Origin of the sequence: Brevundimonas albigilva (genome assembly GCF_023573565.1) — a bacterium.
GTDB lineage: Bacteria > Pseudomonadota > Alphaproteobacteria > Caulobacterales > Caulobacteraceae > Brevundimonas > Brevundimonas albigilva.
The window spans coordinates 2,698,004-2,722,007 of sequence record NZ_CP097649.1 but is presented as its reverse complement, the minus strand read 5'-3'; the positions used below and the strand labels follow the sequence as shown (position 1 = coordinate 2,722,007).

Sequence of the window (24,004 nt, the reverse complement as noted above, 5' to 3'; positions counted from 1 at the left end):
AAAATTCTGCCCAGAGACCCCCGCGACGCCATCTAAATGTGGCTGGGCGGCGCCGGTTCCACGACGATGTCAGAATTCGCTGACGGCCCCCGGGCGCCGCGCGCGCGACTTCAGCCACATCACGCCCGCCAGATCGGACACTGACGCGCGAAGCCGTCCCCAGTTGGTGTATTTCGACCGCCCCGTCTCACGATGCCGATGGCCGACGTCCAGATACTGGTTGCGATAGCCCTCGCGGATCATCAGCGCCGGCAGATAGCGGTGGACGTGATCGAAATAGGGCAGCCGCAGAAAGGCCTCGCGGCGAAACGCCTTCAGGCCGCAGCCGGTGTCGTCGGCGTCGTCGCCCAGCAGGCGCCGGCGGATGCGATTGGCCCACAGCGACGCCTGGCGCTTGGAGGCGCTGTCCTGCCGGCGCGCGCGGCGGCCGCCGACCAGGGCCACGTCCGGCGAAGCGGCGGCCAGGGCGTCGACCAGGCGCGGCGCGTCCGCGGGCGGGTTCTGGCCGTCGCCGTCCATCGTCACCACGATCGGCGCGCGGGCCGCCAGCACGCCCGTTCGCACGGCGCGGCTCTGGCCGGCGTTGGTCGAGTGCGCCAGCACCCGCAGCGTGGGCAAGTCGGTCATCGCCGTCCTGAGTTCGCCCAGGGTGTCGTCGCGACTGGCGTCATCGACGAAGATCATCTCGTAGGACCGCCCGGCGAAGGCCTCGGCGATCTCGCGCGCCAGGGCGACGGCGGCGCCGGCTTCGTCGTGGACCGGGACGACGACCGAGATGTCGGGAAGCGGTTGCGCGTTCATGGCGCCTCTTAGCGCACGTCGGGCCGCAGGGGGAGATGGCTGACGTCCCCGCACGCGCCGTGTAAGACGGACGCATGAACCGTATCGACCTTGATCGCCTCGTCGCCGGCTGGCGGGGCCCGCTTCTGGCGGCGCTGCTGGCGCTGGTCGCCGGCCTGCCCGGCCTGCTGCTGCTGCCGCCGCTGGACCGCGACGAGAGCCGCTTCGCCCAGGCCACGGCCCAGATGCTGGAAAGCGGCGACTATGTCGACATTCGCTTCCAGGACGATCCGCGGTGGAAGAAGCCGGTCGGCATCTACTGGCTTCAGGCGGCGGCGGTGTCCCTGACGTCGGACGTCGAGGATCGCCAGATCGCGCCTTACCGGATCCCGTCGCTTCTGGGCGCGATGCTGGCGGCCTGGGCGACGGCGTGGGCGGGCGCGGCCCTGTTCGGATCGCGCGTCGGCTTCTTCGGCGGGGCGATCCTGGGGGCCACCTTCCTGTTGTCGACCGAGGCGGGGATCGCCAAAACCGACGCCATGCTGTGCGGGGCCACCACCCTGGCCATGGCGGCCCTGGCGCGCATCTACATGGCCTCGCGCGCGGGGGAACGGCCCGCCCGGCCGCACAAGCTGCTGTTCTGGCTGGGCCTGGGCCTGTCGATCCTGATCAAGGGGCCGATCGGCCTGATGGTCGTGGCCCTGGCGATCCTGGCCGTGTCGATCTGGGATCGGGACTTCAGGTGGCTGTATCGCCTCGGGTGGGGGTGGGGGCTGCCCCTGGTGGCGCTGATGGTCGGTCCCTGGGCCATCGCCATCACCATCGCCACCGACGGCGGCTTCTGGCGCGAGGCCATCGGCGGCGACCTGGCGCCCAAGATCGCCGGCGCCCACGAAAGCCATTCGGGCTTCCCCGGCATGTATCTGGTGCTTGCGCCGCTGCTGTTCTTCCCCGCCACCCTGCTGTTGCCGGCGGCGGTCGCGACCGGCTGGACCCGGCGGGCCGAGCCGGCGATCCGCTTTCTGGTGTGCTGGCTGGTCCCGGCCTGGCTGGTGTTCGAACTGGCCCCGACCAAGCTGTGGCACTACACCCTGCCGACCTTCGGCGCCCTGGCCCTTCTGGCCGCCGCCGCCCTGGCCCGGCCCGTCGGCAAGGCGTCGCGCATCGTCGGCGCGGTCCTGGTCGTCGTCGCAGCCCTGCTGGTCGTGGCCATCACCGTCTATGGCCTGACCGTCTATGGCACCTCGACGGCCCAGACCTGGGCGGCGATCACCGTCGTCTCGGCCTTGGCGGCCGCGGCCGTGGGGGCGTTCCTGCTGCTGAACAGGGCGGCCGGGGCGGCGCTGATCGCGTCGCTGGCCTTCGGCGTGGTCGCCCACGCGGCCCTTTCGGGAACGATCCGGCAGCTGCGCCCCCTGGCCATCGCGCCCCAGCTTGAGCGCGCGCTGGAGGCGGCGGACCTGCATCCGCGCCAGGGGCGCACGCCCGGCCCCGTCGCGATCACCGGCTTCCATGAACCCAGCTTCGTCTTCCTGACCGGTCGCGACACCCAACTGACCGACGCCGAAGGCGCGGCGCGCGCCCTGGCCGAGGGGCGGCCGGCCATCGTCGAGGCGCGCGACGCCGACGCCTTCCGCGCGGCCTCGTCCCGATTGGGCGTGTCGGGGCGCGCGGCCGGCGTGGTCACGGGCCACAACTATTCCCAGGGCGACGACGTCAGCCTGACCCTCTACGCGCCGCCCCCTCGCGCTCCGGCCACGCCCGTCGCGACGCGGAGGAGCGGTTCATGAGCCGGCCCATCCAGATCGTGGAGGTGGGCCCGCGCGACGGGCTCCAGAACGAAAAGGCGGTGCTGGCGCCGCCCGTGCGGGCCGAACTGGTGCGTCGGCTGGAGGCCGCCGGCGCGCGTCGCATCGAGGCCGTCTCCTTCGTCCATCCCAAGTACGTGCCGCAGATGGCGGGGGCGGAAGAGGTGATGGACGGCCTGCCGCGCGAGCCGGGGCGAAGCCGCATCGGCCTTGTGCTGAACGGTCGGGGGTACGACCGGGCCCTGGCGACCCCGGTGGACGAGGTCAACGTCGCCCTGTCCGCCACCGACGGCTTCGGCCTGAAGAACCAGGGGCTGACGGTTCAGGGCCAGCTGGCGATGCTGGGCGAGATCGTCGCGCGCCGTCACAACGCCGCGGCCTCGGACGGCGCGCCGTCCCTGTCGGCGATGATCTCCTGCGTCTGGGGTTGCCCGTTCGACGGCGAGGTCTCGACGCAGCGGGTCGCCGATGTCGTCGGCGCCGTCGCGGCGATGGGCGTGGGCGAAATCGGCCTGGCCGACACCATCGGCGCAGGCGATCCCTGGGCGGTGACCCGAAAGGTCGAGGCGGCGCGCCGCGCGGCGCCCGAGGCGACGCTGAGGCTGCATTTCCACGACACGCGCAACACCGGCCTGGCCAACGCCTATGCAGGCGTGGAGGCGGGGATCGACGTGCTGGACGCCTCGGTCGGCGGCGTCGGCGGCTGTCCCTTCGCGCCGGGCGCCACCGGCAACATCGCCACCGAGGACCTGGTCTATATGCTGGAACGCGCGGGGTTCGACACCGGCTACGACCTGGACGCGCTGATCGTTGCGGCGAAATGGATCGGCCAGGCGATCGGCCGGCCCGCGCCGTCGGCCCTCAGCCGCGCCGGGGGCTTTCCAAAAGCCTGAGAGGCGCGGCTTTGCGAGGGGGCCGCATCGGCGCTATCGTCGATCCGGGTCAACCGCAGGGGGCGGCGCGCCCGTCCCGGACCGACCCATGCTGATCGCCATCCCGCTGCTGCTGATTCCCGTCGTTCTCTATAACGTCGTGGTGCTGTTCGGCGCGGGCGGCGGGGGACGGGTCGACGCCGACGCCCTGCTGCGCGATCCGGTCTTTTCGGTCACCATGACGTCCGGCGCGCAATGGACCATCGGCGCGGGGGACATGATCCTGTTCGTCGGGCTGATCCTGCTGTTCTTCGAACTGGTGAAGTCGACGTCCAGCCAGCGCGCGGCCATCATCAATCACGCCCTGTCGATGGTCCTGTTCATCGCCGTGCTGATCGAATTCCTGCTGCTGCCGGGCTTCGCCACCTCGACCTTCTTCCTGATCGTGACGATGGTGCTGCTGGACGTGCTGGCCGGCTTCATCGTCACCATCATCGCCAGCCGCAAGGACTTCGACCTGGCCTGACCCGCCGACGCGCGGCAGGCCGAACCCAAAAAAGCCTCAAGCAGCGCGAAGCGCGGCAGGCCCTAAGAAAAGGCCGTGAAGATCAGGGCCACGATGCAGACGTCGAACAGCTTGGACAGGGCGCCGAGAAGGGGCACGGGGGGCTCCGGGAAACGGGTCGGTTCGTCCCGTCACAGCAAGCCCCGTGCCGTTCCTCAGATGTCGGTGTCGGTGGTCTTTCCGACGGGCGGACGACGCTCTTCCGGGCCCGAATATTCGGTCTCCAGATAGGCGGCGCGGGCCGCGCCCAGCACGGGCGGGCCGCCGCGGAGGCCCCGCTTCTGACCGGTCTGGCCCATCTGCTGGGCCAGGAAGGCGGCCGCGCCGGGTTCGACCGGCGGCCGCGCGGCAGCTCTTGCCGGGGACGGGGCGGGCTCGAAGGGGGCCGGTTCGTCGGTGGGAACCAGGGCGCGAACGTCCCGCCGCTGACGCTGGCGGCGCTCGCCCGTCCGGCGTTCGCCCGCCGGATCGATCGCGCCCGGTCCGACGATGGGGCGGATCTCGTCGGTCATTGCGCCGCCTTGCCGCCCCGCGCCAGGCGATCCAGCTGCGCGCGCATCTCGTCCATCTGGCGGCGCATCTCGTCAAGCGCCGCGTCCGACGAGGTCGCGGGCGGCGCCTCGCTCTCGGCCGCGGTCGGCGCCGGTTCCGCGCGCGGATAGGCGAAGCCGGGGAACATCTGCAGGGCGCGCTCGAACATGGCCATGTTGGCGCGCGCGGCCTCCTCGATCAGGGTCGCGCCCGAGCCGGAGCCGAAGGCGCGGCTCATCTGGCTGGCGAACTGCTCCTGCTGACGGCTGAAGTTGGCCAGCGACATTTCCAGATAGGAGGGCAGGACGCCCTGCATCTGGCCGCCGTAGAAGCCGATCAGCTGGCGCAGGAACTGGACCGGCAGCAGGGCTTCGCCCCGGCTTTCCTCCTCGAAGATGATCTGGGTCAGGATCTGGCGCGTCAGGTCCTCGTTGGACTTGGCGTCATAGACCACGAACTCCACGCCCTCGCGCACCATGGTCGCCAGGTCCTCCAGCGTGACGTAGGCGCTGGTGCGCGTGTTGTAGAGCCTGCGGTTCGCATACTTCTTGATGACGATCACCGCCGTGTCGTCGCCTTTTCCGCCCTTGATCTTGTCTTCAGCCACGCTTGTTCTCGCGATGTTGCAACGCCGCACTATCGTCCGTTGCGACGCGAAGCGCCAGAGGGCGCCCCCGCAGGGCGCCAAAGCCGCCTCAGTGGCTCATGGCCGGGGCCAGGACCACGCCGACCAGGACCGCCGTCCAGTGGACCGTCGCGCCGGTGACGACGAAGCCATGCCAGATGGCGCGACGGAACCGCACCTTGGGGCTGATGAAGACGAACACGCCGGCCGTGTAGATCAGCCCGCCCAGCACCAGCAGGCCCAGGGCCACCGGGTGCACCGTCTCGACCATCGGCTTCAGGGCGGCCACGGCCAGCCAGCCGAAAAGGACATAGACCGCGCTCCAGAACCGGTCCGAGATGCGCGGGGCGAACAGCTTCACCCCCGCCCCGGCGAACGCCAGCGTCCAGATCAGGGCGGTGAAGCCGATCGACCACGCCCCCTCGAAGCGCTGGGTGGTGAAGGGGGTGTAGCTGCCCGCGATCATCAGGAAGATGGCGGCCTCGTCCAGCCGGCGCAGCACCGGCCGCGCGGCGCAGGGGTTGGCCTGGTTGTAGAGGGTGGAGGCCGTCAGCATGCCGACCAGGCAAAGGGCGTAGATCGCCGTCGCCATGACCCCGCCGATCCCCGCATAGACGCCCGCCAACCCGGCCAGGATGATGCCGCCAACGGCCGCCAACATCAGGCCCACGACATGAACCCACAGGTCCGCCAGCTTCTCGGCGCGCGACTGGTAGTGCTCGATCATGTCCAGCTCGTCCGGGGTGCAGACGTGGGTGACGAGACGTTTCAGCGTGCCAAGCATGGCCTTTCCAATCCTGGACCGCGACGATCGTTCCGCCACAATGGGCCGACAGGATGACGATTGGCTGAACAGGCGCCTGGATGGGTGACGAAGCCGGCCGGATGCGGCAAAAGCGCAACGCAGCAATTTCAGCAGCGAGTGAAATCCCATGACCGACGTCGTCATCGTCTCCGCCGCCCGCACGCCCGTCGGCGCCTTCCTGGGCGGCCTGTCGCCGCTCCCGGCCGCCAAGCTGGGCGAGATCGCCATCAAGGCGGCGCTGGAACGGGCCGGCGTGTCCGGCGATGAGGTGGACGAGGTGATCCTGGGCCATGTGCTGCAGGCCGCCGCCGGCCAGGGTCCGGCCCGCCAGGCCGCGGTCGGCGCCGGCGTCAGGAAGGAGGCGCCGGCCTGGAGCCTGAACCAGATCTGCGGCTCGGGCCTGCGCGCCGTCGCCGTCGCGGCCCAGCAGATCGCCCTGGGCGACGCCAGGATCGTCGTCGCGGGCGGCCAGGAAAGCATGAGCCAGGCGCCTCACGCCCAGCAGCTTCGCACCGGCCACAAGATGGGCGACGTCGCCCTGGTCGACACCATGATCAAGGACGGCCTGTGGGACGCCTTCAACGGCTATCACATGGGCCAGACGGCCGAGAACATCGCCGAGAGGTGGGCGATCAGCCGCGAGGCCCAAGACGAATTCGCTTTGGCCAGCCAACACAAGGCCGAGGCGGCGCAGACCGCCGGCCGCTTCGACGAGGAGATCGTCCCGGTCGTCATCCCCGGCAAGAAGGCCGACGTCGTCGTCGACAAGGACGAATACATCCGCCACGGCGCGACGCTGGACCTGATGCAGAAGCTGCGTCCCGCCTTCATGAAGGACGGTACGGTGACGGCGGCCAACGCCTCGGGCCTGAACGACGGCGCCGCGGCCCTGGTGCTGATGAGCGCCGAGGAGGCCGAGGCCCGGGGGCTGGAGCCGCTGGCCCGCATCGCCTCCGCCGCCACCGCCGGCGTCGATCCAGCGGTGATGGGCACGGGGCCGATCCCGGCCTCGAAGAAGGCGCTGGACAAGGCCGGCTGGACCGTCGCCGACCTGGACCTGGTGGAATCCAACGAGGCCTTCGCCGCCCAGAGCCTGTGCGTGGTCAAGGAACTGGGCCTCGATCCGGCCAAGGTCAACGTCAACGGCGGCGCCATCGCCATCGGCCACCCGATCGGCGCCTCGGGCGCGCGCATCCTGACCACCCTGCTGTTCGAGATGAAGCGCTCGGGCGCGAAGAAGGGCCTGGCCACCCTGTGCATCGGCGGCGGCATGGGCGTGGCCATGTGCGTCGAGCGCGTGTGACGCAATGAAAAAGGGGCGACGTTTCCGTCGCCCCTCGTGCTGGCCCGGCCTTCCGGCTCAGTCCTGCGGATATTCGAACGGATCGCTGGGCGTCGGCTGGGTGGGCAGCGGCATGCGCGGCAGCGGTTCGTCGCGATTGGCGGCGTTCAGCAGGAAGCTGGCCAGGATGATGGCCGCCTGGCGCATGTCTTCCGGCTTCAGGTGGTCGTAGCTGTCGATGCTGGTGTGGTGGATGCGCGCGGAGTAGTCGAGCGGGTCCTGGATGAACTGATAGCCGGGAATGCCCACCGCCTGCATATAGACGTGGTCGGTGCCGCCGGAGTTGCGCAAGGACACGGTGGTCGCCCCCATGCTGGCGAAGGGCGCCAGCCACTCCTGGAAGATCGGGGCGGCGGCGACATTGCCCTCGGCGTTGATGCCCCGGATCCTGCCCGAGCCGTTGTCGATGTTGAAATAGGCGACCAGGTCGCGATAGCCGGGCCGCGGCTCGATCGGCCAGCGGTTGCGCCAGGTGCGGTTGTTCGGCAGGTCCGCCCAGGCGGGGTCCGTCGCCGGGGCCCGGGTCGCCAGGTAACGGTCGACATAGGCCAGGGAGCCCAGCAGCCCCTGTTCCTCGCCGTTCCACAGGGCGAAGCGGATGGTGCGCTTGGGCCGCACGTTCAGCGCCTTCAGGATGCGCGCGGCCTCCATGACCACGGCGCTGCCGGCCGCATTGTCCTGCGCCCCGTCCGAGGCGACCCAGCTGTCCAGGTGGGCGCCGGCCATGACGTATTCGGACCCGCGCGCCGTGCCGGGAATGTCGGCCAGGATGTTGTAGGCGTTGACGTCCTCGTCGTGGAACCGGACCTCGCTGTTCAGCTCCAGCGTCGGCGGGGCGTCGGTCAGGGCCAGGCGCGCCAGGCGGCGGTAGTCCTCGGCCGCCAGCTCCATGCCCGCCAGCTTCGGCGTCGCGCCGACCTGATAGGTGTAGCCCGTGCCGTGCAGCAGGCCGCCGTCGCGCTGAGAAATCCGGACCCAGGCCAGGGCCCCTTCCTCGACCAGGAAGGCGTCCATGCGGGCGGCGAAATCGGCCGTCTTCAGCTGGCGCTCGATGGCGGCCGGCGAATATTGCGGCTGGTTGTAGGTGTTGCGCTCGGCCAGCTCGGCGCTGGTCCAGCGGCGGAAGGCGGGCTCGGTCGGCTCGGACCCCGCGCCGGGCTGGGAGATCATGACGATCTTGCCCGCCAGCTTGCCGCGCCACTTGTCGAAGTCCTCGACCTTGGAGATCGGGGCCACGACGACGCCGGCGCTGATCGGTCCGTTGGTGCCCGGCGTCCAGGCCACCGGAATGGCGCGCAGGTCCAGCGGTCGCGGCGCGGTCATCCGCGCGCTGGAGCGGACGACCTCCCAGCCGCGCCCGAACTCGAAGCCCTCGGCGCGGACGTTGGACAGGCCCCAGTCGCGGAACTGCTGCTGGGCCCAGCGCTCGGCCTGGCGCATCTGGGGCGAATTGGTCATCCGCCCGCCGATCCGGTCGGTCAGCCAGGCCGCGGTCTGCATCACCTGGCTGTGGTTCAGCCCCTGGTCGATGATGCCGTTGACGGCGACGCGGTCCACCGACTGGGCGGCGACCGGCGTGGCCAGCAGGGCGGCGGCGGAAACGAAGGCGAGAAGACGCGACATGGAAGGCAACCCCCTGAATCGGACAGGGGCGCATCTGAAGCGATCCGGCCGTTCAGCGCAAATCCGGGCGCGGATGTCTGGCGCGGCGATCAGCCCCAGGGGCCGCGCGGCCTGTCCGGCGTGGTCGGCACGCCGGTGGTGGTCGGCGCCGCGGACGGCCGGGACGGGATCGGTTCGGCGACGGCGCGGGGCCGCATTCCCATCTTCGTCCCCAGCTCCATCAGCGCGCGCACGCGGTTGCCGGTGGCGGGGTGGGTCGAGAACAGGTTGTCGGCGCCCTTGCCGGCCAGCGGATTGATGATGAACAGCTGGCCCGAGGCCGGATTGCGCTCGGCCGTCGGATTGTGGATGCGCCTGGCGTAGGTCTCGATCTTCTGCAGCGCGCTGGCCAGGGCGTGGGGATCGCCGGCGATCTCGGCGCCGACGCGGTCGGCTTCGTATTCGCGGGCGCGGCTGATGGCCATCTGCACCAGGCCGGCGGCCATCGGCGCCAGGATCATCAGCGCCAGGGTCCCGACCAGGCCGCCGGGCCGCTCGCGGTCGTCGCCGCCGCCGAAGAACAGGGCGAAGTTGGCCAGGGCGGCGATGGCGCCGGCGATGGTGGCCGTCACCGTCATGGTCAGGGTGTCGCGGTTCTTCACATGGGCCAGTTCGTGGGCCATCACGCCGCGCACCTCTTCGCGCGTCAGCATGTCCAGCAGGCCGGTGGTGGCGCAGACGGCGGCGTTCTCGGGATTGCGGCCGGTGGCGAAGGCGTTGGGCTGGTCGTTGGGGATGATGGCGACCTGCGGCTGGGGCATGCCGGCGTCGGCGGCCATCTGGCGCACGTCGGCGACATAGTTCCGGACCACGGCGTTCGGATGGTTCTCGTCCACCGGCTGGGCGCGGTACATGCGCAGCACGATCTTGTCGGCGTTCCAGTAGCTGAAGACGTTCATGCCGCCCGCGACCAGCAGGGCGATCAGCATGCCGGGCACGCGACCGATCATGTAGCCGATCCCCATGAACAGGGCGGTCAGGACGGCCAGGAGAATGAAGGTCTTCAGATGGTTCATCGCACCGCCTATTTGAGGCCGGACGCCATGCCTCTCAAGTGAGCCGCCCTGTGACCGAACATCCCACCCCCGCCCCGGCCTTTAACGCCGACGTGCCGCACGCCACGACCGAGCGCCCGCTGAGCGAGACGGCGCGCCAGGCGCTGCTGGAGGCTGCGGAACGCCGCGCCGCGCAGGCGCCGACGCCGGCCGAGGTCGAGCATGGCGGACCGCGGGGGCCCGAACCCACCCGCTACGGCGACTGGGAGAAGAAGGGGCTGGCGATCGACTTCTGACCCGGCCAGAGGGCGGTCAGGCCTGGGACTTGCCTAAGGATTCGTGAATCAGCGGAGCCTGTCCCATGTCGATACAATCCACCCTTTCGGCCGCTGCGGCGGTCCTCCTCCTGTCGGCGGCGCCCGCGCTGGCCGGCGGACCCGGTCACGGCGGCGGCGGGGGCTGCGGCGGGGGTTGCGGCGGCGGCGGCCACCCCGGCGGCAATCGCAACATCAACGTGAACGTCAACGGCGGCGCCTACGCCAATGCCAACGCCAGCGCGCGGTCCTACGCCGGCGGCTATGTCAACGCCCGCTCCTATTCGTCCTCCTACAGCTCGGGCTGGTCGCGCGGCGGCGGTCACGGCGGCGTGGCCGTCTATGGCAGCGGCTACGGCGACGCCGGCCACTACGGCGGCGGCTACTACGGCGGGGGCGCTTCCTCGATCCAGTTCACCGGGCCGGCGCCGATCTCGGCGCCGATGGGCTATCCGGTCTCGGGGTTCGGCCGCGACTACATCGGCTGGCGGCGTCCGGCGCCCTATCCGGCGTCCGGCTACGGCGGCTGCAACTGCTACGCCCCGGCCCCGGCGCCGGCCTATGCGCCCCCGCCGGCCTATGTTCAGGCCCCGCCCGTCCAGATCGCGCCGCAGCGGGTCTATGTGGCTCCGCCCCAGGTGAACTACGCCCCGCCTGAAATCATCTCGGCCCCGCCGGTCTATATCGAGCAGCCGCCGATCTATGTGCAGTCGCCGCCGGTCAACGTCGGCCCGCAGCGGGTCTATGTCGATGCGCCCGCGGTCAACATCGCGCCTCCGGAAGTCGTCTCGGCCCCGCCGGTCTATGTCGAACAGGCCCCGATCCGCGTGCAGTCGCCCCCGGTCAACGTCGGTCCCGCCCGCGTCATGGTCGATGCGCCCGACGTCCGCGTCGCCCCGGCCGAGGTCCAGGTCGCGCCGCCCGCCTATATCGAGCAGGCCCCCGTCCAGGTGCGCCCGGCGCCGGTCGAGGTCGGTCCGGCTCGCGTGATGGTCGACGCGCCCGAGGTCCGGGTGGCCCCGGCCGACGTGCAGTATGCGCCTCCGGCCTATGTCGAACAGGCGCCGATGCGGGTGCAGGCGCCGCCGGTGCATGTCGCCCCGGCCCAGGTCTACGTCGAACCTTCGCAGGTCCAGGTCGCGCCGCCGACCTACTATGGCGACCTGCCGCCGCCGGAGAACGTCGCCCCGCAGGCGCCGCCGCGCCACAACTATCGCCAGGAGCCCGGCGAGCGCGGCTAGGCTTCAGATCGCGGCGATCGTCTCGGCGATCGCCCGCGCCGCCTGGCGCGGATCGGCCGCCGCCGTGATCGGCCGGCCGATCACCAGGTGGCTGGCCCCGGCCCTCAGCGCCGCCTCGGGCGTCGCCGCCCGCGCCTGGTCGTCCAGGGCGGCGCCCGCCGGCCGCACCCCCGGCGTCACGATCAGGAAGTCGTCGCGGCCCGCCTGGGTCGCGATCTCGCGCGCGCGGGCCGCCTCGTGCGGGCTGGAGACGACGCCATCGATCCCCGCGTCCAGCGCCTGGCGCACCCGGCGCTCCACCAGTTCGGCGGGCGACAGGGCGTGGTCGTCGGCGATCAGGTCCTCGGCGGTCAGGCTGGTCAGGACGGTGACGCCCAGCACCTTCAGCCCCGATCCGGCGACCCCCCGGGCCGCCGCCGCCATCACTTGGGGCCGCGCATGGACCGTCAGTAGATCGCAGCCCGACCCGGCCAGGTTCGCCGCCGCCTTCTCCACCGTCGCGCCGATGTCGTGCAGCTTCCAGTCTAGGAAGACCTTGCGCCCGTCCGCCTTCAGCGCGCGCGCCAGGTCCATGCCTCCCGCCGCGAACAGCTGCAGGCCGATCTTGTAGAAGCCGACGGCGTCCCCGATCGTCTCCACCAGACGGGCGGCCTCGGCGGTGGTCGGCACGTCCAGGGCGCAGACGATGCGGTCGTCGGGCAGGCGGTCGGGCTGGGTCATCGACGGGCTCGCGCTGACCGGCTATGGCTGACGCGAGGGACGTCGGCGGCCGGCGATTCGTGAATTTGGGCGAGGCAAGGCGATGAACGCCGTCGATCTGGGTGTCAACCTGTTCGTGACCCTGTTCGCCCTGCTGGACCCGATCGGGAATCTGCCGATCTTCGCCGCCGCCACCGCCGGCGCGACCCTGCGCCAGCGCATTTCGGTCTCGGCCCTGATCTGCGTCTTCGCGGCGGTCTTTCTGGCCTTCTTCCTGTTCACCGGCCTGGCCCTGCTGCAGTTCTTCGGCATCTCCCTGGCGGCGTTCCGCATCGCCGGGGGCATTCTACTGCTGTTCCTGGGCCTGGACATGGCGCGCGGCGACTTCCTGGCCATGTTCGCCGACAAGGACGCCCTGGCCGACAGCCAGGACGTGCGCGGTTATGCGCGGCGGCGGTTCCAGCGGCTGGTCGTGCCCTTCGCCATTCCCCTGATGATCGGGCCGGGCGCCATCTCGGCGGTCATCATCCAGGCGGGCGAGGCGGCCAAGCTGGGCTATGCCGGGACCATCGGCTCGGTCGTCGCCATCGCCGCCGCCTGCGCCGTCTCCTTCGTCTGTTTCGCCCTGACGGGCTCGCTGAGCCGGCTGCTGGGCGAGGTCGGCATGGCGATCATCGTCAAGGTTCTGGGCCTGATCCTGTGCGCCCTGGCCATCCAGTTCATCCTGCTGGGCCTGGGCGAGGCGGTGCCGGGCATGATCTCGGGCGCGGTGACGACGCCCTATCCCGCCGTCGGCCGCTGAGGCCGCAGATCAGATGCGCGCCAGCCGCCGGGCGTGACCGGCGGCCATCTTCAGGGCCAGGCCCTCGGGCAGATGGCGCGCCAGGGCGACCAGCACCGTGTTCATGGGGCCGGGCGTGACCTGGGGCCGGTTCGCCTCGCAGGCCGCGAAACCGATCCGCGCCACGCGGTCGGCCGTCATCCACATCCAGGCCGGATAGGCCTTGGACACCTCGGCGCGCGAGCCGTTGACGTCGTGGAATTCGGTCAGGGTGTAGCCGGGATTGATCACGGTGACGTGGACGCCCGTCCCCTGCGTCTCCAGGTGCAGGCCCTGGCTGGCCTTGATCAGGAAGCTCTTGATCGGCCCGTACAGGGTGTCGCCGCCCGTGGCGGGCAGGTGGCCGGCGACCGAGGCCACGTTCAGCACCCGACCAAAGCCCCGCTCGACCATGCCCGGCAGAAGCAGGCGCGACAGTTCGGCCGGCGCGATCAGCATGACCTGCAGCATGGCCCGATGGTCGGCCAAGGACGTCTGCAGAAAACCCGTCACCCGGCTGAAGCCGGCGTTGTTGACCAGGCCGTCGATCGTCAGCCCCCGGGAGGCCAGGGTCGCGACCAGCCGCTCCGGCGCGGCGGGATCGGCCAGGTCCTCGGTCACGACCGCGGCCGTCACGCCGTGCGCGGCCTCGATCTGGTCGGCCAGGGCGCGCAGGGGCGGCTCGCGCCGCGCGGTCAGGACGACGTTCCAGCCCTCGGACGCATAGACGCGGGCCAGGGCCGCGCCGATTCCGGCCGAGGCCCCGGTGACCAGGATGGTGCGCCGGCTCACCTCAGGCCGCGACAGGGCAGGCGCCGTGGGGCGCGAACCCGGCCAGGGAGGCGGGGTCCTTGTCCAGCAGATCGGCGATGGTGATCTTACCCAGGGCGGCGGTGGCGGCCTCGTCGGCGGCGGTCAGGGCCTTGGCCACCTGACGCGGAATATGCTCGCCGACCGGGCAGCCCTTGGCCCCGGCGGGGGGCGAGCCCAGGTGGGCGCAGCCGTTCACCGCCTTCAGAACCTCGTCCAGCGTGATCGACTCGGGCTGGCGCAGCAGCCACGACCCGCCGGTCGCGCCTGGCCGGGTGGCGATCAGTCCCGCCTTGGCCAGCAGGGCCGTGACGCGGCGCACGACCACGGGATTGGTCGGAATGGAGGACGCCAGCAGGGCGCTGGGCGCCGCCTGGGCAGGGCCGAAGGCGCCCTTGTGGGCCATATAGGCCAGGGCGTGGGCGGCGACGGGAAAGCGCTGGCTGTCTGACATGATCGTGTTCCGTCAGGGAAAATAGGCCTTCATCCGCCGAATCACAAATCCGTCCCCGGCGTCGGGAAACCGAATCCCGCCGCCCGCGATTGAAGACGGCGCGGAATGGGCCTAAAGGCTCGCCGCTTTGAAGGGACCGACGCCCTGTCGGAGACCCGGAGGATACGCATGGCCGGGGATACTCCCCACGACGCGGGCGCTTCCCCGCCAGCGTCGAACACGCCGAAGACATCCACCAACGCCACGGGACCGGAGTCCCATGCGCCCGGCGGCCAGGCGACGTCGCACGGCGGCTTCTGGGCCCTGACCCTGGGCGCGATCGGCGTGGTGTTCGGCGACATCGGCACCAGCCCCCTCTATGCGCTGCGCGAGGCGATCGACCACGCCCGCGACGGCGTGGGCGGCGATCTGGCCGTGGTCGGCGTGGTGTCGCTGGCCTTCTGGGCGCTGATGGTCGTGGTGACGTTCAAGTACGTCTTTTTCCTGATGCGCGCCGACAACAAGGGCGAAGGCGGCACCCTGTCGCTGATGGCCCTGGCCCAGTTCGCGGTCGGCCGGCGCAGCGCCTGGATCTTCATCCTGGGCGTCTGCGGCGCGGCCCTGTTCTACGGCGACGGCATCATCACGCCCGCCATTTCGGTGCTGTCGGCGGTCGAGGGCCTGCAGGACGCGCCGGGCATAGGCGGCGGGCTGGACCCGTTCATCGTGCCGATCTCGGCCGGCATCCTGATCGCCCTGTTCCTGGTGCAGTCGCGGGGCACGGCGGGCCTGGCCAAATTCTTCGGACCGATCACCGCCGTCTGGTTCCTGTCCCTGGGCGCGCTGGGCCTGGTGCACATCTTCGACGACATCTCGATCCTGCGCGCCCTGTCGCCCCACTACGGCGTCCAGCTGCTGCTCAACGACGGCTTCCTGGGCTTCGTCATCCTGGGCAGCGTCTTCCTGGCCGTCACCGGGGCCGAGGCGCTGTACGCCGACATGGGCCATTTCGGAAAGGCGCCGATCCGCATGGGCTGGCTGGCCTTCGTCCTGCCGTGCCTGACGCTGAACTACCTGGGCCAGGGCGCCCTGATCCTGGACAATCCGGGCGCCTCGGAAAACCCGTTCTGGAACATGGTGCCGCAGGTCGCCTACTGGCCGATGCTGATCCTGGCCACGGCCGCGACCGTGATCGCCTCCCAGGCCGTCATCACCGGCGCCTTCTCGGTGACGCAACAGGCGGTGCAGCTGGGCCTTCTGCCGCGCATCGACATCCGCAACACGTCCGAGACCCAGGCCGGCCAGATCTTCGTGCCGGCGGTCAACAGCTTCCTGATGATCGGGGTGCTGGTGCTGCTGGTGGTGTTCCAGAGCTCGCACAACCTCACCGCCGCCTATGGCGTGGCGGTGACCGGCACCATGCTGGTCAACACCCTGATGGCCTATTTCGTCATCACCAAGGGCTGGAAGTGGCCGATGTGGGCGGTGGCGGGCACGCTGATCCCGTTCGCCTTCATCGACAGCGTCTTCCTGACGTCCAACCTGCTGAAGATCCCGGACGGCGCCTGGATGCCGCTGGTGCTGGGCGCGGCCCTGGTGGTGATCATGTGGACCTGGGTGCGCGGCACCCAGATCCTGACGGCCAAGACCCGCAAGGACAGCCTGCCGCTGACCGATCTGATCGAGATGCTCCAGGCCCGGCCGCCGCACCGCGCGCCCGGCACGGCCATCTTCCTGACCTCCGACCCCGAGGTCGCCCCGGTCGCCCTGATGCACAATCTCAAGCACAACAAGGTGCTGCACGAGAAGAACGTCATCCTGACCGTACGCACCGCCGAGCGGCCGCGCGTGCCGGAAAGGGAGCGCGTGCGGATGGAGCCGATCAACGACGACTTCAAGAAGCTGACCATCTCCTACGGCTTCATGGAGACGCCCAACGTCCCGCGCGCGCTGGGTCTGTGCCGCAAGCAGGGTCTGAAGTTCGACATCATGTCGACCAGCTTCTTCCTGGGGCGGCGTTCGCTGATCCCGTCGGCGCGCCAGGGCATGCCGTTGTGGCAGGACAAGCTGTTCATCTTCCTGATGCGCAACGCCGCCAATCCGACCGACTTCTTCCACATCCCGCCCGGCCGCGTGGTCGAGCTGGGCGCGCAGGTGGCGGTTTGAACGGCGGCGGAAGAAACTCCGACGCGCGCGGGCGGCGCATCGCGACCAAGGGCAGGCCGCGTCCGGCCTCGACCCAGGCCGCCGCCCCGTCGCAGGACGACATCGGGGTCGAGGCCCGCGTCGTCGCCGGCCTGCTGCTGAACGCCGCGCTGGAAAGGCGCAACGGCCTGGACGAGGCCCTGTCGCAACCGCCGGCGCGCGCGCTGGCGCCCGTCGACCGGGCCTTCGCCCGCGCCGTGGCCATGGCGGCCCTGCGCCGCCTGGGCGAGATCGACCAGATCCTGGACCGCCGCCTGGACAAGGCCCCGCCCGAGGCGGTCCGCACATTGCTGCGCATCGCCCTGGCCCAGACGCTGGTGCTGGAGACGCCCGCCTTCGCCGCCGTCTCGACGGCCGTGAAACTGGCCGAGCGCGACCCCAAGACCCGGCCCTACAAGAACCTGGTCAACGCCGTGCTGCGCGGCGTCGGCCGCGACGGCCCCGGCCTGACCACGGCCGAAAGCAACCTGCCCGACTGGATCGCCGCCCGCTGGAAGGCCGCCTACGGCGAGGCGACCCTGGCCGCCCTGGCCCTGGCGGGACGCGACGAGCCGCCCACCGACCTCAGCCTGAAGCCCGGCGTCGATCCGGCCGCCGTGGCCGAGGCCGTTGAGGGCGAGACCCTCTATTCGGGCGGGACGGGCGGCACGGTCCGCACCGGACGTCGCGGCGACGTGGCGACCTGGCCCGGTTTCGAGGACGGCGACTGGTGGGTGCAGGACGCCGCCGCCGCCGCGCCCGCCCGCCTCTTGGACGTCAAGGCCGGCGAGACGGCGCTGGACATGTGCGCCGCGCCCGGCGGCAAGACGCTGCAACTGGCCGCCGCCGGCGCCGACGTCGTCGCGCTGGACCGGTCGGCGCCGCGGCTGAAACGCCTGGCCCAGAACCTGGAGCGCACCGGCCTGACAGCCGAGGTGATCGCCGTCCCGGCCGAGGATTGGGACGATCCCCGCGCCTTCGACGCCGTCCTGCTGGACGCGCCGTGCACCGCCACCGGCACCTTCCGCCGGAATCCCGAGGTCCTGCGCGCCACCCGCCCCGCCGACGTGGCCAAGCTGGCCGACGTCCAGCACCGGCTGCTGGACGCCGCGGCCCAGCGGGTCAAGCCGGGCGGCCGCCTGGTCTATTGCACCTGCTCGCTGGAGCGCGAGGAGGGCGAGACCCAGGTGATCGCCTTCCTGCGCCGCAACCCGGCCTTCCGCACCGCTCCGGCCGACCCCGCCGCCGTGGGCGCCCCGCCCGAGGCCCTGACCCCCGAAGGCTGGCTTCGCATCCTGCCCTCGATGCAGGCCGAACGCGGCGGCCTGGACGGCTTCTTCGCCGCCAAGCTGGAACGGATCGGCTAGAGTCCTGGCGGGGCCGCCTTGCCCCCGCCTTCGTCCCGTCCTATCCGGGGGCATGGCCGCATCCCCCCTGATCTGTCCGTCCATTCTCGCCAGCGACTTCTCGCGCCTGGGCGACGAGGTCCGCGCCCTGGACGCCGCCGGCGCCGACTGGATCCACATCGACGTCATGGACGGCCATTTCGTGCCGAACCTGACGATGGGCCCGGACATCGTGAAGGCGATCCGGCCCTGCACGACCCGTCCCTTCGACGTTCACCTGATGGTGGCGCCGGTCGACAACTGGCTCGAGGCCTATCGCGACGCGGGGGCCGACATCCTGAGCGTCCATCCCGAGAGCGGCCCGCACCTGCACCGCACCCTGGGCCGCATCCGGCAGCTGGGCGCCAAGGCCGGGATCGTCTTCAACCCGGCCACCCCCCTGTCGATCCTGGAAGAGGTCGTCGACCTAGTGGACCTGGTGCTGATCATGTCGGTCAATCCCGGTTTCGGCGGGCAGAAGTTCATCGACGCCTCCCTGGCCAAGATCCAGCGCGCCCGCGCCATCCTGGACCGCGCCGGATCGGCCGCGCATCTCCAGGTCGACGGCGGCGTCACCGCCGCGAACGCCGCGGCCTGCGTCGACGCCGGGGCCGACGCCCTCGTGGCCGGCTCGTTCGTGTTCAAGGGCGACTATGCGACAAACATCGCCGCCCTGAAGGCCGTGCCGGAAGCGGCGTGAGCCCCCTCGGCCCCTTCGCCCCGCGCGGCTCGGACGGCGGCCCCGAGGTCGCCCCCGGCCATATTCCCGGCCTGGCCGGCGCCCCTGTCCGGACGCCGGTGCGCGCCGGCGACGTCCGGGCCGGTCCCGGCCTGTGGCCCGCCCTGGCCGGCCGGCTGGCGACCCGCCAGCTGTGGATCGAACTGTATGGCCTTCCCGGCTACAGCCTGACGCTGGGCGGGCGCAGGGCGACCGGCTTCGCGGCCACGCCGCGCGACTTCCGGCCGCTGGACCCGGAGATGGCGGCGACCCAGGCCAAGGCGATCCTGGGCGGCCGTTTCGTCCTGGGCGGGGCGGCGATGGAGGTCGACGCGCCCGCCGATCCCTGGAACCGGCCCAGCCCGTCGCGCGCCTTCGCCGTGGAGCTTCACGCCTTCGAATGGCTGCCGCCCCTGATGTCCCAGGGCGAGCGCGGCGCCCGGGAGGCGCTGCGGCTGGCGCTGGGATGGCAGGACGCCTTCGCCCGCTGGTCGCCGTTCGCCTGGGGGCCGGACATCCTGGCCCGGCGCGTCATCCGCCTGTCCTGCGCGGCGCGCAAGCTGGGCGCGGCGGCGACCGAGGCCGAGCGCCTGCGTCTGGCGGACAGTCTGGCGCGTCAGGGACGGCAACTGCTGCGTCCGCCCGGCGGCCTGGCCGAGCGGGCGAACAAGCTGACCGCCGCCGCCATCGCCGGCTGCGCCCTGGCCGGGCCGGTCGGCGCGGGCCTGCGCCGCCGCGCCCTGGGCGGACTGGAAAGCGCGCTGAAGGCCACGGTGCTGGAGGACGGGGGGCACGCGACCCGCAGTCCCGAGGCCGGCCTTGAGCTGCTGCTGGACCTGCTGACCCTGGACGACGCCCTGGCCCAGCTGTCGGAGCCGACGCCGGCGGCCGTGTCCGGCGCGGTCGCCCGGTTGACCGAGGGGCTTCATGTCCTGGTTCTGCCCGACGGGCGTCTGGCCGCCTTCCAGGGCGGCGGCCCTTCGACGACGGCGCGCGTCGCGGCGGCCCGCGCCCACGACGACACCGCCGATCCGCGACGCGAGGCCGAAAGCGGCGGCGCCGTGGGCGGCATGATCCGCATCGCCAGCCCCCTGCTGACCATCATGGCCGACGCCGCCAGCCCGGCGCGCGGCGCCTGGGGCGCCGGCGCCTGCGCCCAGCCGCTGGCGCTGGAGGTCTGTTGCGGCCGCGACCGGTTGTTCACCGGCTCGGGCTGGACCCCGGCGGCGGTCGACCGGCAGGCGCTGCGGCTGACGCCGGGCCATTCGACCCTGACCCTGGGCGAACGCTCGCTGAACGATCCGCTGGGCGGCTGGAAGGGCGAGCTGCTGGGGCCGCGCCTGGTCGGCCCGCCGATCCACGTCAACGCCGACCACCGCCAGGGGGACGGCGCGGTCTGGCTGGACCTGGAACACGACGGCTGGGCCGAGCTGTTCGGCCTGAACCATCAGCGCCGGCTGTATCTGGACCAGCGCCTGGACGAGCTTCGGGCCGAGGAACGGCTGTTCCCCACGCCGGGCCGCAAGGACGAGGTGCGCCAGATCGCGGCTCCCTACGCCATCCGCTTCCATCTGGAGCCGGGGGTGCAGGCCTCGCTGGCGCGCGACCGGCGCTCGATCCTGGTGCGCGGCGCCTCGGGCCGGGGCTGGTGGTTCCGGACGGACGGCCCCGACGTGGCCATCGAGCCCAGCGTGCACATCGACGCCGGGCTGACGCGCCGCTCGCTCCAGATTGTCGTGCGCGGCTCGGCCCGCACCGACAGCGAGAGCAAGATCCGCTGGAAACTGAGCCCGGCGGGCGCCAGCGAGCCGTCGTAACGCCCAGGTAGTGGCTATTGGGGTGCGGGCGCGCCGCCTGGAGCCAATCGAAACTGGATCGTCGTCTCGAAACGAGCGGGCGCAGTCCTGGCTTTCAGCTTCCCTTGCGACATCGCTTCAATGGCGGCCTCTCCGAAGCCGTATCCTTCGGGTTGTTCGGACACCACCCGGCAATCCGAGACCGATCCGTCGGCCTCGGCCAGACAGTTGATCCGTGCGTAGCCGCGCTCTCCCGTCGTCGCACAACCGACAAGGACGAAGCAGGTTGCCAGGGTCGCGATCATCCCGATCCGCATCTTTTCCTCCGTCACCCAAGGGTTGCGTTGGGGAATTAGGAGCCAGACAGGCCGTGGCGTCAATATGGAGCAGCCCGCCCCGCGGAGCCTGACATTTGGCGGGGGAGGGTGACGTGAGGACCGTTTGGCGTTAGACGCCCCGCCATCCTCCCCCCAGCCTTTACGGACGCCGCCATGCCCGCCGCTCCCGACTTCCCGCCCGCCCCGGACGCGATCAAGCCCGTCCGCGCCCTGATCTCGCTTTCGGACAAGGCGGGACTGGAGGATGCGGCCCGAACCCTGGCCGGCCTGGGCGTCGAACTGGTCTCGACCGGCGGCACCAAGGCGGCCATCGAGAAACTGGGCCTGCCGGTCAAGGACGTGGCCGACCTGACGGGTTTCCCCGAGATGATGGACGGGCGGGTCAAGACGCTGCACCCGGTCGTGCACGGCGGCCTGCTGGGCGTGCGCAACGCCCCGACCCACGCCGAGGCGATGACCCAGCACGGCATCGGCCCCATCGACATCGTCTGGATCGACCTCTACCCGTTCGAGAAGACCGTCGAGGACGGCGGCGGCTTCGAGGCGGCCATCGAGAACATCGACATCGGCGGCCCGGCCATGATCCGTTCCGGCTCCAAGAACCACGGCCACGTCGCCGTGGCGGTGGACGGCGAGAGCATCGGCCTGATCCTTCAGGCGCTGAAGACCGACGGCGCGACGACCCTGGCCTTGCGCAAACGCCTGGCCGCCCGCGCCTTCGCCCGCACCGCCGCCTATGACGCCGCCGTCTCGACCTGGTTCGCCGGCCAGCTGGAAGACGCCGCCCCGGCCCGCAAGTCCATCGCCGGAACCCTGGCCCAGACCCTGCGCTACGGCGAGAACCCGCACCAGACCGGCGCCTTCTACCGCACCGGCGAGCGCCGTCCCGGCGTGGCCTACGCCGAACAGGTCCAGGGCAAGGAGCTGGGCTACAACAACATCGCCGACGCCGACGCCGCCTATGAGCTGGTGGCCGAGTTCGAGGCCCCCGCCTGCGTCATCGTCAAACACGCCAACCCCTGCGGCGTCGCGGTCGGGAACACCCTGTCGGAAGCCTATGCCCGCGCGCTGGAATGCGACGCCGTGTCGGCCTTCGGCGGCGTGATCGCGGTCAACCGGCCGCTGAACGGCGACGACGCGCGCGCCATCACCGGCATCTTCACCGAGGTCGTCATCGCCCCCGGCGCCGACGACGAGGCCAAGGCCGTCTTCGCCGCCAAGAAGAACCTGCGCCTGCTGATCACCGATGGCCTGCCCGACCCGCACGGCGCGGGCGAAGTGTTCCGTTCGGTCGCCGGCGGCTTCCTGGTTCAGTCGCGCGACCGTTCGCTGATCAAGCCCGAAGACCTGAAGATCGTCACCCGGCGCCAGCCGACGCCGACCGAGATCCAGGACATGCTGTTCGCCTTCACCGTGGCCAAGCACGTGAAGTCCAACGCCATCGTCTACGCCAAGGACGGCCAGACGGCGGGCATCGGCGCCGGCCAGATGAACCGCCGCGACAGCGCCCGCATCGCCGCAATCCGCGCCAAGGAGGCGGGCGAGGCCAAGGGCCTGGCCCATTCGCTGGCGGAAGGTTCGGCCTGCGCGTCCGAAGCCTTCTTCCCCTTCGCCGACGGCCTGCTGGAAGCGGTCGCGGCCGGCGCCACGGCGGTGATCCAGCCCGGCGGCTCGATCCGCGACGAAGAGGTCATCGCCGCCGCCGACGAGCGGAACATCGCCATGGCCTTCACCGGCGTGCGGGTCTTCCGGCACTAGGGACCGCCACGCGCCGGCTTCAGTCCTCGATGACGACCTTTTCCGCCGTGCCGCCTTCGCGCCAATAGCCGGCGGCCTTCATCGCCCTGGGGTCGAACCCCAGGGCCACGACCCGGGCGCGCAGCGTCCGCGCCACCTGGGCCTCGGCCGCGATCCAGACGTAGGCGTCGCGGCGATCGACGTCCGTCAGGGCCTGCTCCACCGCCTGGGCCAGGGGCGTCGCGTCGCTGCGCGCGGCCTCGCCGCGGTCGACCCAGGCCACCGACAGGGCGGCGGGACTGGTCAAGGCCAGGCGCTCGGACGGGTCCTTCACGGCGACGACCACCGTGGCGCGGGCCTCGGCGGGCAGTTCCTCCAGCCGCCGCGCGATGGCGGGCAGGGCGGTTTCGTCGCCGATCAGCACATGGTCGGCGAAGGCCGTCGGAACCAGGGTGGAGCCGCGCGGTCCGCCGACGCCCAGCTGGACGCCGGGCGCGGCCGTCATGGCCCACTCGGTGGCCGGGCCGCCGTGGCCGGTCACGAAGTCGAGCGTCAGACGCCGCGTCGCCGGGTCGTAGGCGCGCGGGGTGTAGTCCCGCGCCGCCGGCCTCGGCTCGGGAAAGACCGGACCGTCCGGCCCCAAGGTCGGCATGACCGGCGCCTCGCCCGGCCGGGGCGGAAAGACCTTCACATGGTCGTCGAAGCCGGGCGAGACGAAGCCCTCCAGGTCGTCGCCGGTCAGGACGATGCGGCGGTAGGTCGGGGTCAGGTCCTCGACCGACACGACGCTCAGGGTGCGGAACTTCAGTTCGTGCCGCACCCGGCGGGGAATGCGAAGGCTCTCGCTCATGCCTTTTCCACCCCGTCGGCCGCCGCGTTCAGGATGTCGGCGACCGCCTTCACCTGCGCCTCGGTCAGAGCCGTTTCGCCGGTCAGCCGGGCGTGGACGGTCGCGCGCAACCGGCCGATGGCGTCCTGGATCGCTTCCGGCCGCCGGACGTGGGCGGCGAACTTGTCCATCCGCGCCTGGACGGCGGCCACGGCCTCGGCGTTCTCGGCCAGAAGGGCGCGGCCGGTCTCGGTGATCGCATACAGCTTCTTTCCGCCTTGGGCCGACGCCTCCAGCGCGCCCATCTCCTCCAGCAGGGTCAGGGTCGGATAGATGACGCCGGGGCTGGGAGAATAGGCGCCGCCCAGCCGGGTCTCCACGGCCTTGATCAGTTCATAGCCGTGGCTGGGTTCGTGGTCGGGCTTTTCCGCGATCAGCGACAGCAGCAGCCAGCGCAGGCTGCCGTGATCGAACAGCCGTCCGCCGCCGCGCCGGCCGTGGCCGCGGCCCATGCCCTCGCCGCGGTCCAGGCCCCGTCCGGGGCCGCCGCGCATTCCGCGCCCGCGACCGAAGACGCCGTGTTTGTCGCCGCATCCCTCGCGACGATGATGGTGATGGAAGATCCCCTTGGATCGCATTCCGATTTCCTTTTCGATATATCTATTCACGAGCGCTTAGATATATCGAATTGAGGAAGTGTCAAGAGCGCTGGCGT

Annotated in this window: 24 protein-coding genes; 12 read left to right on the top strand and 12 right to left on the bottom strand. The window is 71.3% G+C overall.

Features of this window, described 5'->3' with window-relative positions:
* Positions 1-69 precede the first annotated feature (69 nt).
* Positions 70-801: a glycosyltransferase family 2 protein gene (locus M8231_RS13495; RefSeq protein ID WP_250201705.1), complete on the bottom strand. Its 732-nt coding sequence runs from the start codon at positions 799-801 to the stop codon at positions 70-72.
* 74 nt (positions 802-875) lie between these two features.
* Here M8231_RS13495 and M8231_RS13490 point away from each other — a divergent pair, with 74 nt between their 5' ends.
* From M8231_RS13490 to M8231_RS13480, 3 genes are all read left to right on the top strand, one after another.
* A complete protein-coding gene (locus M8231_RS13490; protein ID WP_250201704.1) occupies positions 876-2,570 on the top strand; it encodes an ArnT family glycosyltransferase in 1,695 nt (564 codons plus the stop codon).
* Entirely contained in the window at positions 2,567-3,481 is a 915-nt protein-coding gene (locus M8231_RS13485) for a hydroxymethylglutaryl-CoA lyase (RefSeq protein ID WP_250201703.1), read from the top strand. The genes M8231_RS13490 and M8231_RS13485 overlap by 4 nt, the downstream gene beginning before the upstream one ends.
* Before the next feature lie 88 nt (positions 3,482-3,569).
* A complete protein-coding gene (locus M8231_RS13480) occupies positions 3,570-3,986 on the top strand; it encodes a hypothetical protein (protein WP_249749528.1) in 417 nt (138 codons plus the stop codon).
* A gap of 194 nt (positions 3,987-4,180) precedes the next feature.
* Here M8231_RS13480 and M8231_RS13475 read toward each other — a convergent pair whose 3' ends face one another.
* From M8231_RS13475 to trhA, 3 genes are all read right to left on the bottom strand, one after another.
* Positions 4,181-4,537 (bottom strand): hypothetical protein, encoded by a 357-nt coding sequence (locus M8231_RS13475; protein ID WP_249749529.1) that lies wholly within the window; start codon positions 4,535-4,537, stop codon positions 4,181-4,183.
* Positions 4,534-5,163, bottom strand: a complete 630-nt coding sequence (gene phaR / locus M8231_RS13470; protein WP_249749530.1) for a polyhydroxyalkanoate synthesis repressor PhaR — start codon at positions 5,161-5,163, stop codon at positions 4,534-4,536. The genes M8231_RS13475 and phaR overlap by 4 nt, the downstream gene beginning before the upstream one ends.
* An 88-nt stretch (positions 5,164-5,251) precedes the next feature.
* A complete protein-coding gene (trhA, locus tag M8231_RS13465) occupies positions 5,252-5,965 on the bottom strand; it encodes a PAQR family membrane homeostasis protein TrhA (RefSeq protein WP_250201702.1) in 714 nt (237 codons plus the stop codon).
* Positions 5,966-6,113: 148 nt separating this feature from the next.
* Between trhA and M8231_RS13460 the strand changes: the two genes are divergently transcribed.
* On the top strand, positions 6,114-7,289 hold the full coding sequence (locus M8231_RS13460) for an acetyl-CoA C-acetyltransferase (protein ID WP_250201701.1): 1,176 nt from the start codon (positions 6,114-6,116) through the stop codon (positions 7,287-7,289).
* A 57-nt stretch (positions 7,290-7,346) separates the two neighbouring features.
* Here M8231_RS13460 and M8231_RS13455 read toward each other — a convergent pair whose 3' ends face one another.
* The gene (locus tag M8231_RS13455) at positions 7,347-8,951 is read right to left on the bottom strand and encodes a M20/M25/M40 family metallo-hydrolase (protein WP_250201700.1); all 1,605 of its coding nucleotides are present in this window, start codon (positions 8,949-8,951) and stop codon (positions 7,347-7,349) included.
* A gap of 89 nt (positions 8,952-9,040) precedes the next feature.
* On the bottom strand, positions 9,041-10,006 hold the full coding sequence (gene htpX / locus M8231_RS13450) for a zinc metalloprotease HtpX (protein ID WP_249749533.1): 966 nt from the start codon (positions 10,004-10,006) through the stop codon (positions 9,041-9,043).
* Positions 10,007-10,056: 50 nt separating this feature from the next.
* Between htpX and M8231_RS13445 the strand changes: the two genes are divergently transcribed.
* Together M8231_RS13445 and M8231_RS13440 are read left to right on the top strand one after the other, a co-directional pair.
* Positions 10,057-10,281 carry a DUF1674 domain-containing protein gene (locus tag M8231_RS13445; protein ID WP_249749534.1) on the top strand — a complete coding sequence of 75 codons (225 nt, stop codon included), beginning with the start codon at positions 10,057-10,059 and terminating at the stop codon, positions 10,279-10,281.
* Between the two features lie 65 nt (positions 10,282-10,346).
* Complete coding sequence (locus tag M8231_RS13440; RefSeq protein ID WP_250201699.1) at positions 10,347-11,540, top strand: hypothetical protein; 1,194 nt, start codon at positions 10,347-10,349, stop codon at positions 11,538-11,540.
* A 3-nt stretch (positions 11,541-11,543) separates the two neighbouring features.
* On the opposite strand, the gene pyrF is transcribed toward M8231_RS13440, so the two are convergent.
* Positions 11,544-12,260: an orotidine-5'-phosphate decarboxylase gene (gene pyrF, locus M8231_RS13435; protein WP_250201698.1), complete on the bottom strand. Its 717-nt coding sequence runs from the start codon at positions 12,258-12,260 to the stop codon at positions 11,544-11,546.
* An 82-nt stretch (positions 12,261-12,342) separates the two neighbouring features.
* Here pyrF and M8231_RS13430 point away from each other — a divergent pair, with 82 nt between their 5' ends.
* Complete coding sequence (locus tag M8231_RS13430) at positions 12,343-13,041, top strand: MarC family protein (RefSeq protein ID WP_249749537.1); 699 nt, start codon at positions 12,343-12,345, stop codon at positions 13,039-13,041.
* Between the two features lie 9 nt (positions 13,042-13,050).
* On the opposite strand, the gene M8231_RS13425 is transcribed toward M8231_RS13430, so the two are convergent.
* Together M8231_RS13425 and M8231_RS13420 are read right to left on the bottom strand one after the other, a co-directional pair.
* A complete protein-coding gene (locus tag M8231_RS13425) occupies positions 13,051-13,851 on the bottom strand; it encodes an SDR family NAD(P)-dependent oxidoreductase (protein ID WP_250201697.1) in 801 nt (266 codons plus the stop codon).
* 1 nt (position 13,852) lies between these two features.
* On the bottom strand, positions 13,853-14,323 hold the full coding sequence (locus tag M8231_RS13420; protein WP_250201696.1) for an Rrf2 family transcriptional regulator: 471 nt from the start codon (positions 14,321-14,323) through the stop codon (positions 13,853-13,855).
* A 168-nt stretch (positions 14,324-14,491) separates the two neighbouring features.
* On the opposite strand from M8231_RS13420, the gene M8231_RS13415 reads away from it, so the two are divergent.
* The 4 genes from M8231_RS13415 to M8231_RS13400 are packed head-to-tail and all read left to right on the top strand — an operon-like array spanning position 14,492 to position 20,406.
* Positions 14,492-16,468, top strand: a complete 1,977-nt coding sequence (locus M8231_RS13415) for a potassium transporter Kup (protein WP_250201695.1) — start codon at positions 14,492-14,494, stop codon at positions 16,466-16,468.
* A complete protein-coding gene (locus M8231_RS13410) occupies positions 16,465-17,853 on the top strand; it encodes an RsmB/NOP family class I SAM-dependent RNA methyltransferase (protein ID WP_249749538.1) in 1,389 nt (462 codons plus the stop codon). Before M8231_RS13415 ends, M8231_RS13410 begins: the two co-directional genes overlap by 4 nt.
* 52 nt (positions 17,854-17,905) lie before the next feature.
* Positions 17,906-18,571 carry a ribulose-phosphate 3-epimerase gene (gene rpe, locus M8231_RS13405; RefSeq protein WP_249749539.1) on the top strand — a complete coding sequence of 222 codons (666 nt, stop codon included), beginning with the start codon at positions 17,906-17,908 and terminating at the stop codon, positions 18,569-18,571.
* Positions 18,568-20,406 (top strand): heparinase II/III family protein, encoded by a 1,839-nt coding sequence (locus tag M8231_RS13400; RefSeq protein WP_249749540.1) that lies wholly within the window; start codon positions 18,568-18,570, stop codon positions 20,404-20,406. Before rpe ends, M8231_RS13400 begins: the two co-directional genes overlap by 4 nt.
* Before the next feature lie 14 nt (positions 20,407-20,420).
* Here M8231_RS13400 and M8231_RS13395 read toward each other — a convergent pair whose 3' ends face one another.
* On the bottom strand, positions 20,421-20,702 hold the full coding sequence (locus M8231_RS13395) for an energy transducer TonB family protein (protein WP_249749541.1): 282 nt from the start codon (positions 20,700-20,702) through the stop codon (positions 20,421-20,423).
* A 174-nt stretch (positions 20,703-20,876) separates the two neighbouring features.
* Here M8231_RS13395 and purH point away from each other — a divergent pair, with 174 nt between their 5' ends.
* On the top strand, positions 20,877-22,481 hold the full coding sequence (gene purH / locus M8231_RS13390; protein ID WP_249749542.1) for a bifunctional phosphoribosylaminoimidazolecarboxamide formyltransferase/IMP cyclohydrolase: 1,605 nt from the start codon (positions 20,877-20,879) through the stop codon (positions 22,479-22,481).
* A gap of 19 nt (positions 22,482-22,500) precedes the next feature.
* On the opposite strand, the gene M8231_RS13385 is transcribed toward purH, so the two are convergent.
* Both M8231_RS13385 and M8231_RS13380 read right to left on the bottom strand, forming a co-directional pair.
* A complete protein-coding gene (locus M8231_RS13385; RefSeq protein WP_250201694.1) occupies positions 22,501-23,310 on the bottom strand; it encodes a siderophore-interacting protein in 810 nt (269 codons plus the stop codon).
* Positions 23,307-23,927: a PadR family transcriptional regulator gene (locus M8231_RS13380; protein WP_249749545.1), complete on the bottom strand. Its 621-nt coding sequence runs from the start codon at positions 23,925-23,927 to the stop codon at positions 23,307-23,309. Before M8231_RS13380 ends, M8231_RS13385 begins: the two co-directional genes overlap by 4 nt.
* Between the last annotated feature and the right edge of the window lie 77 nt (positions 23,928-24,004).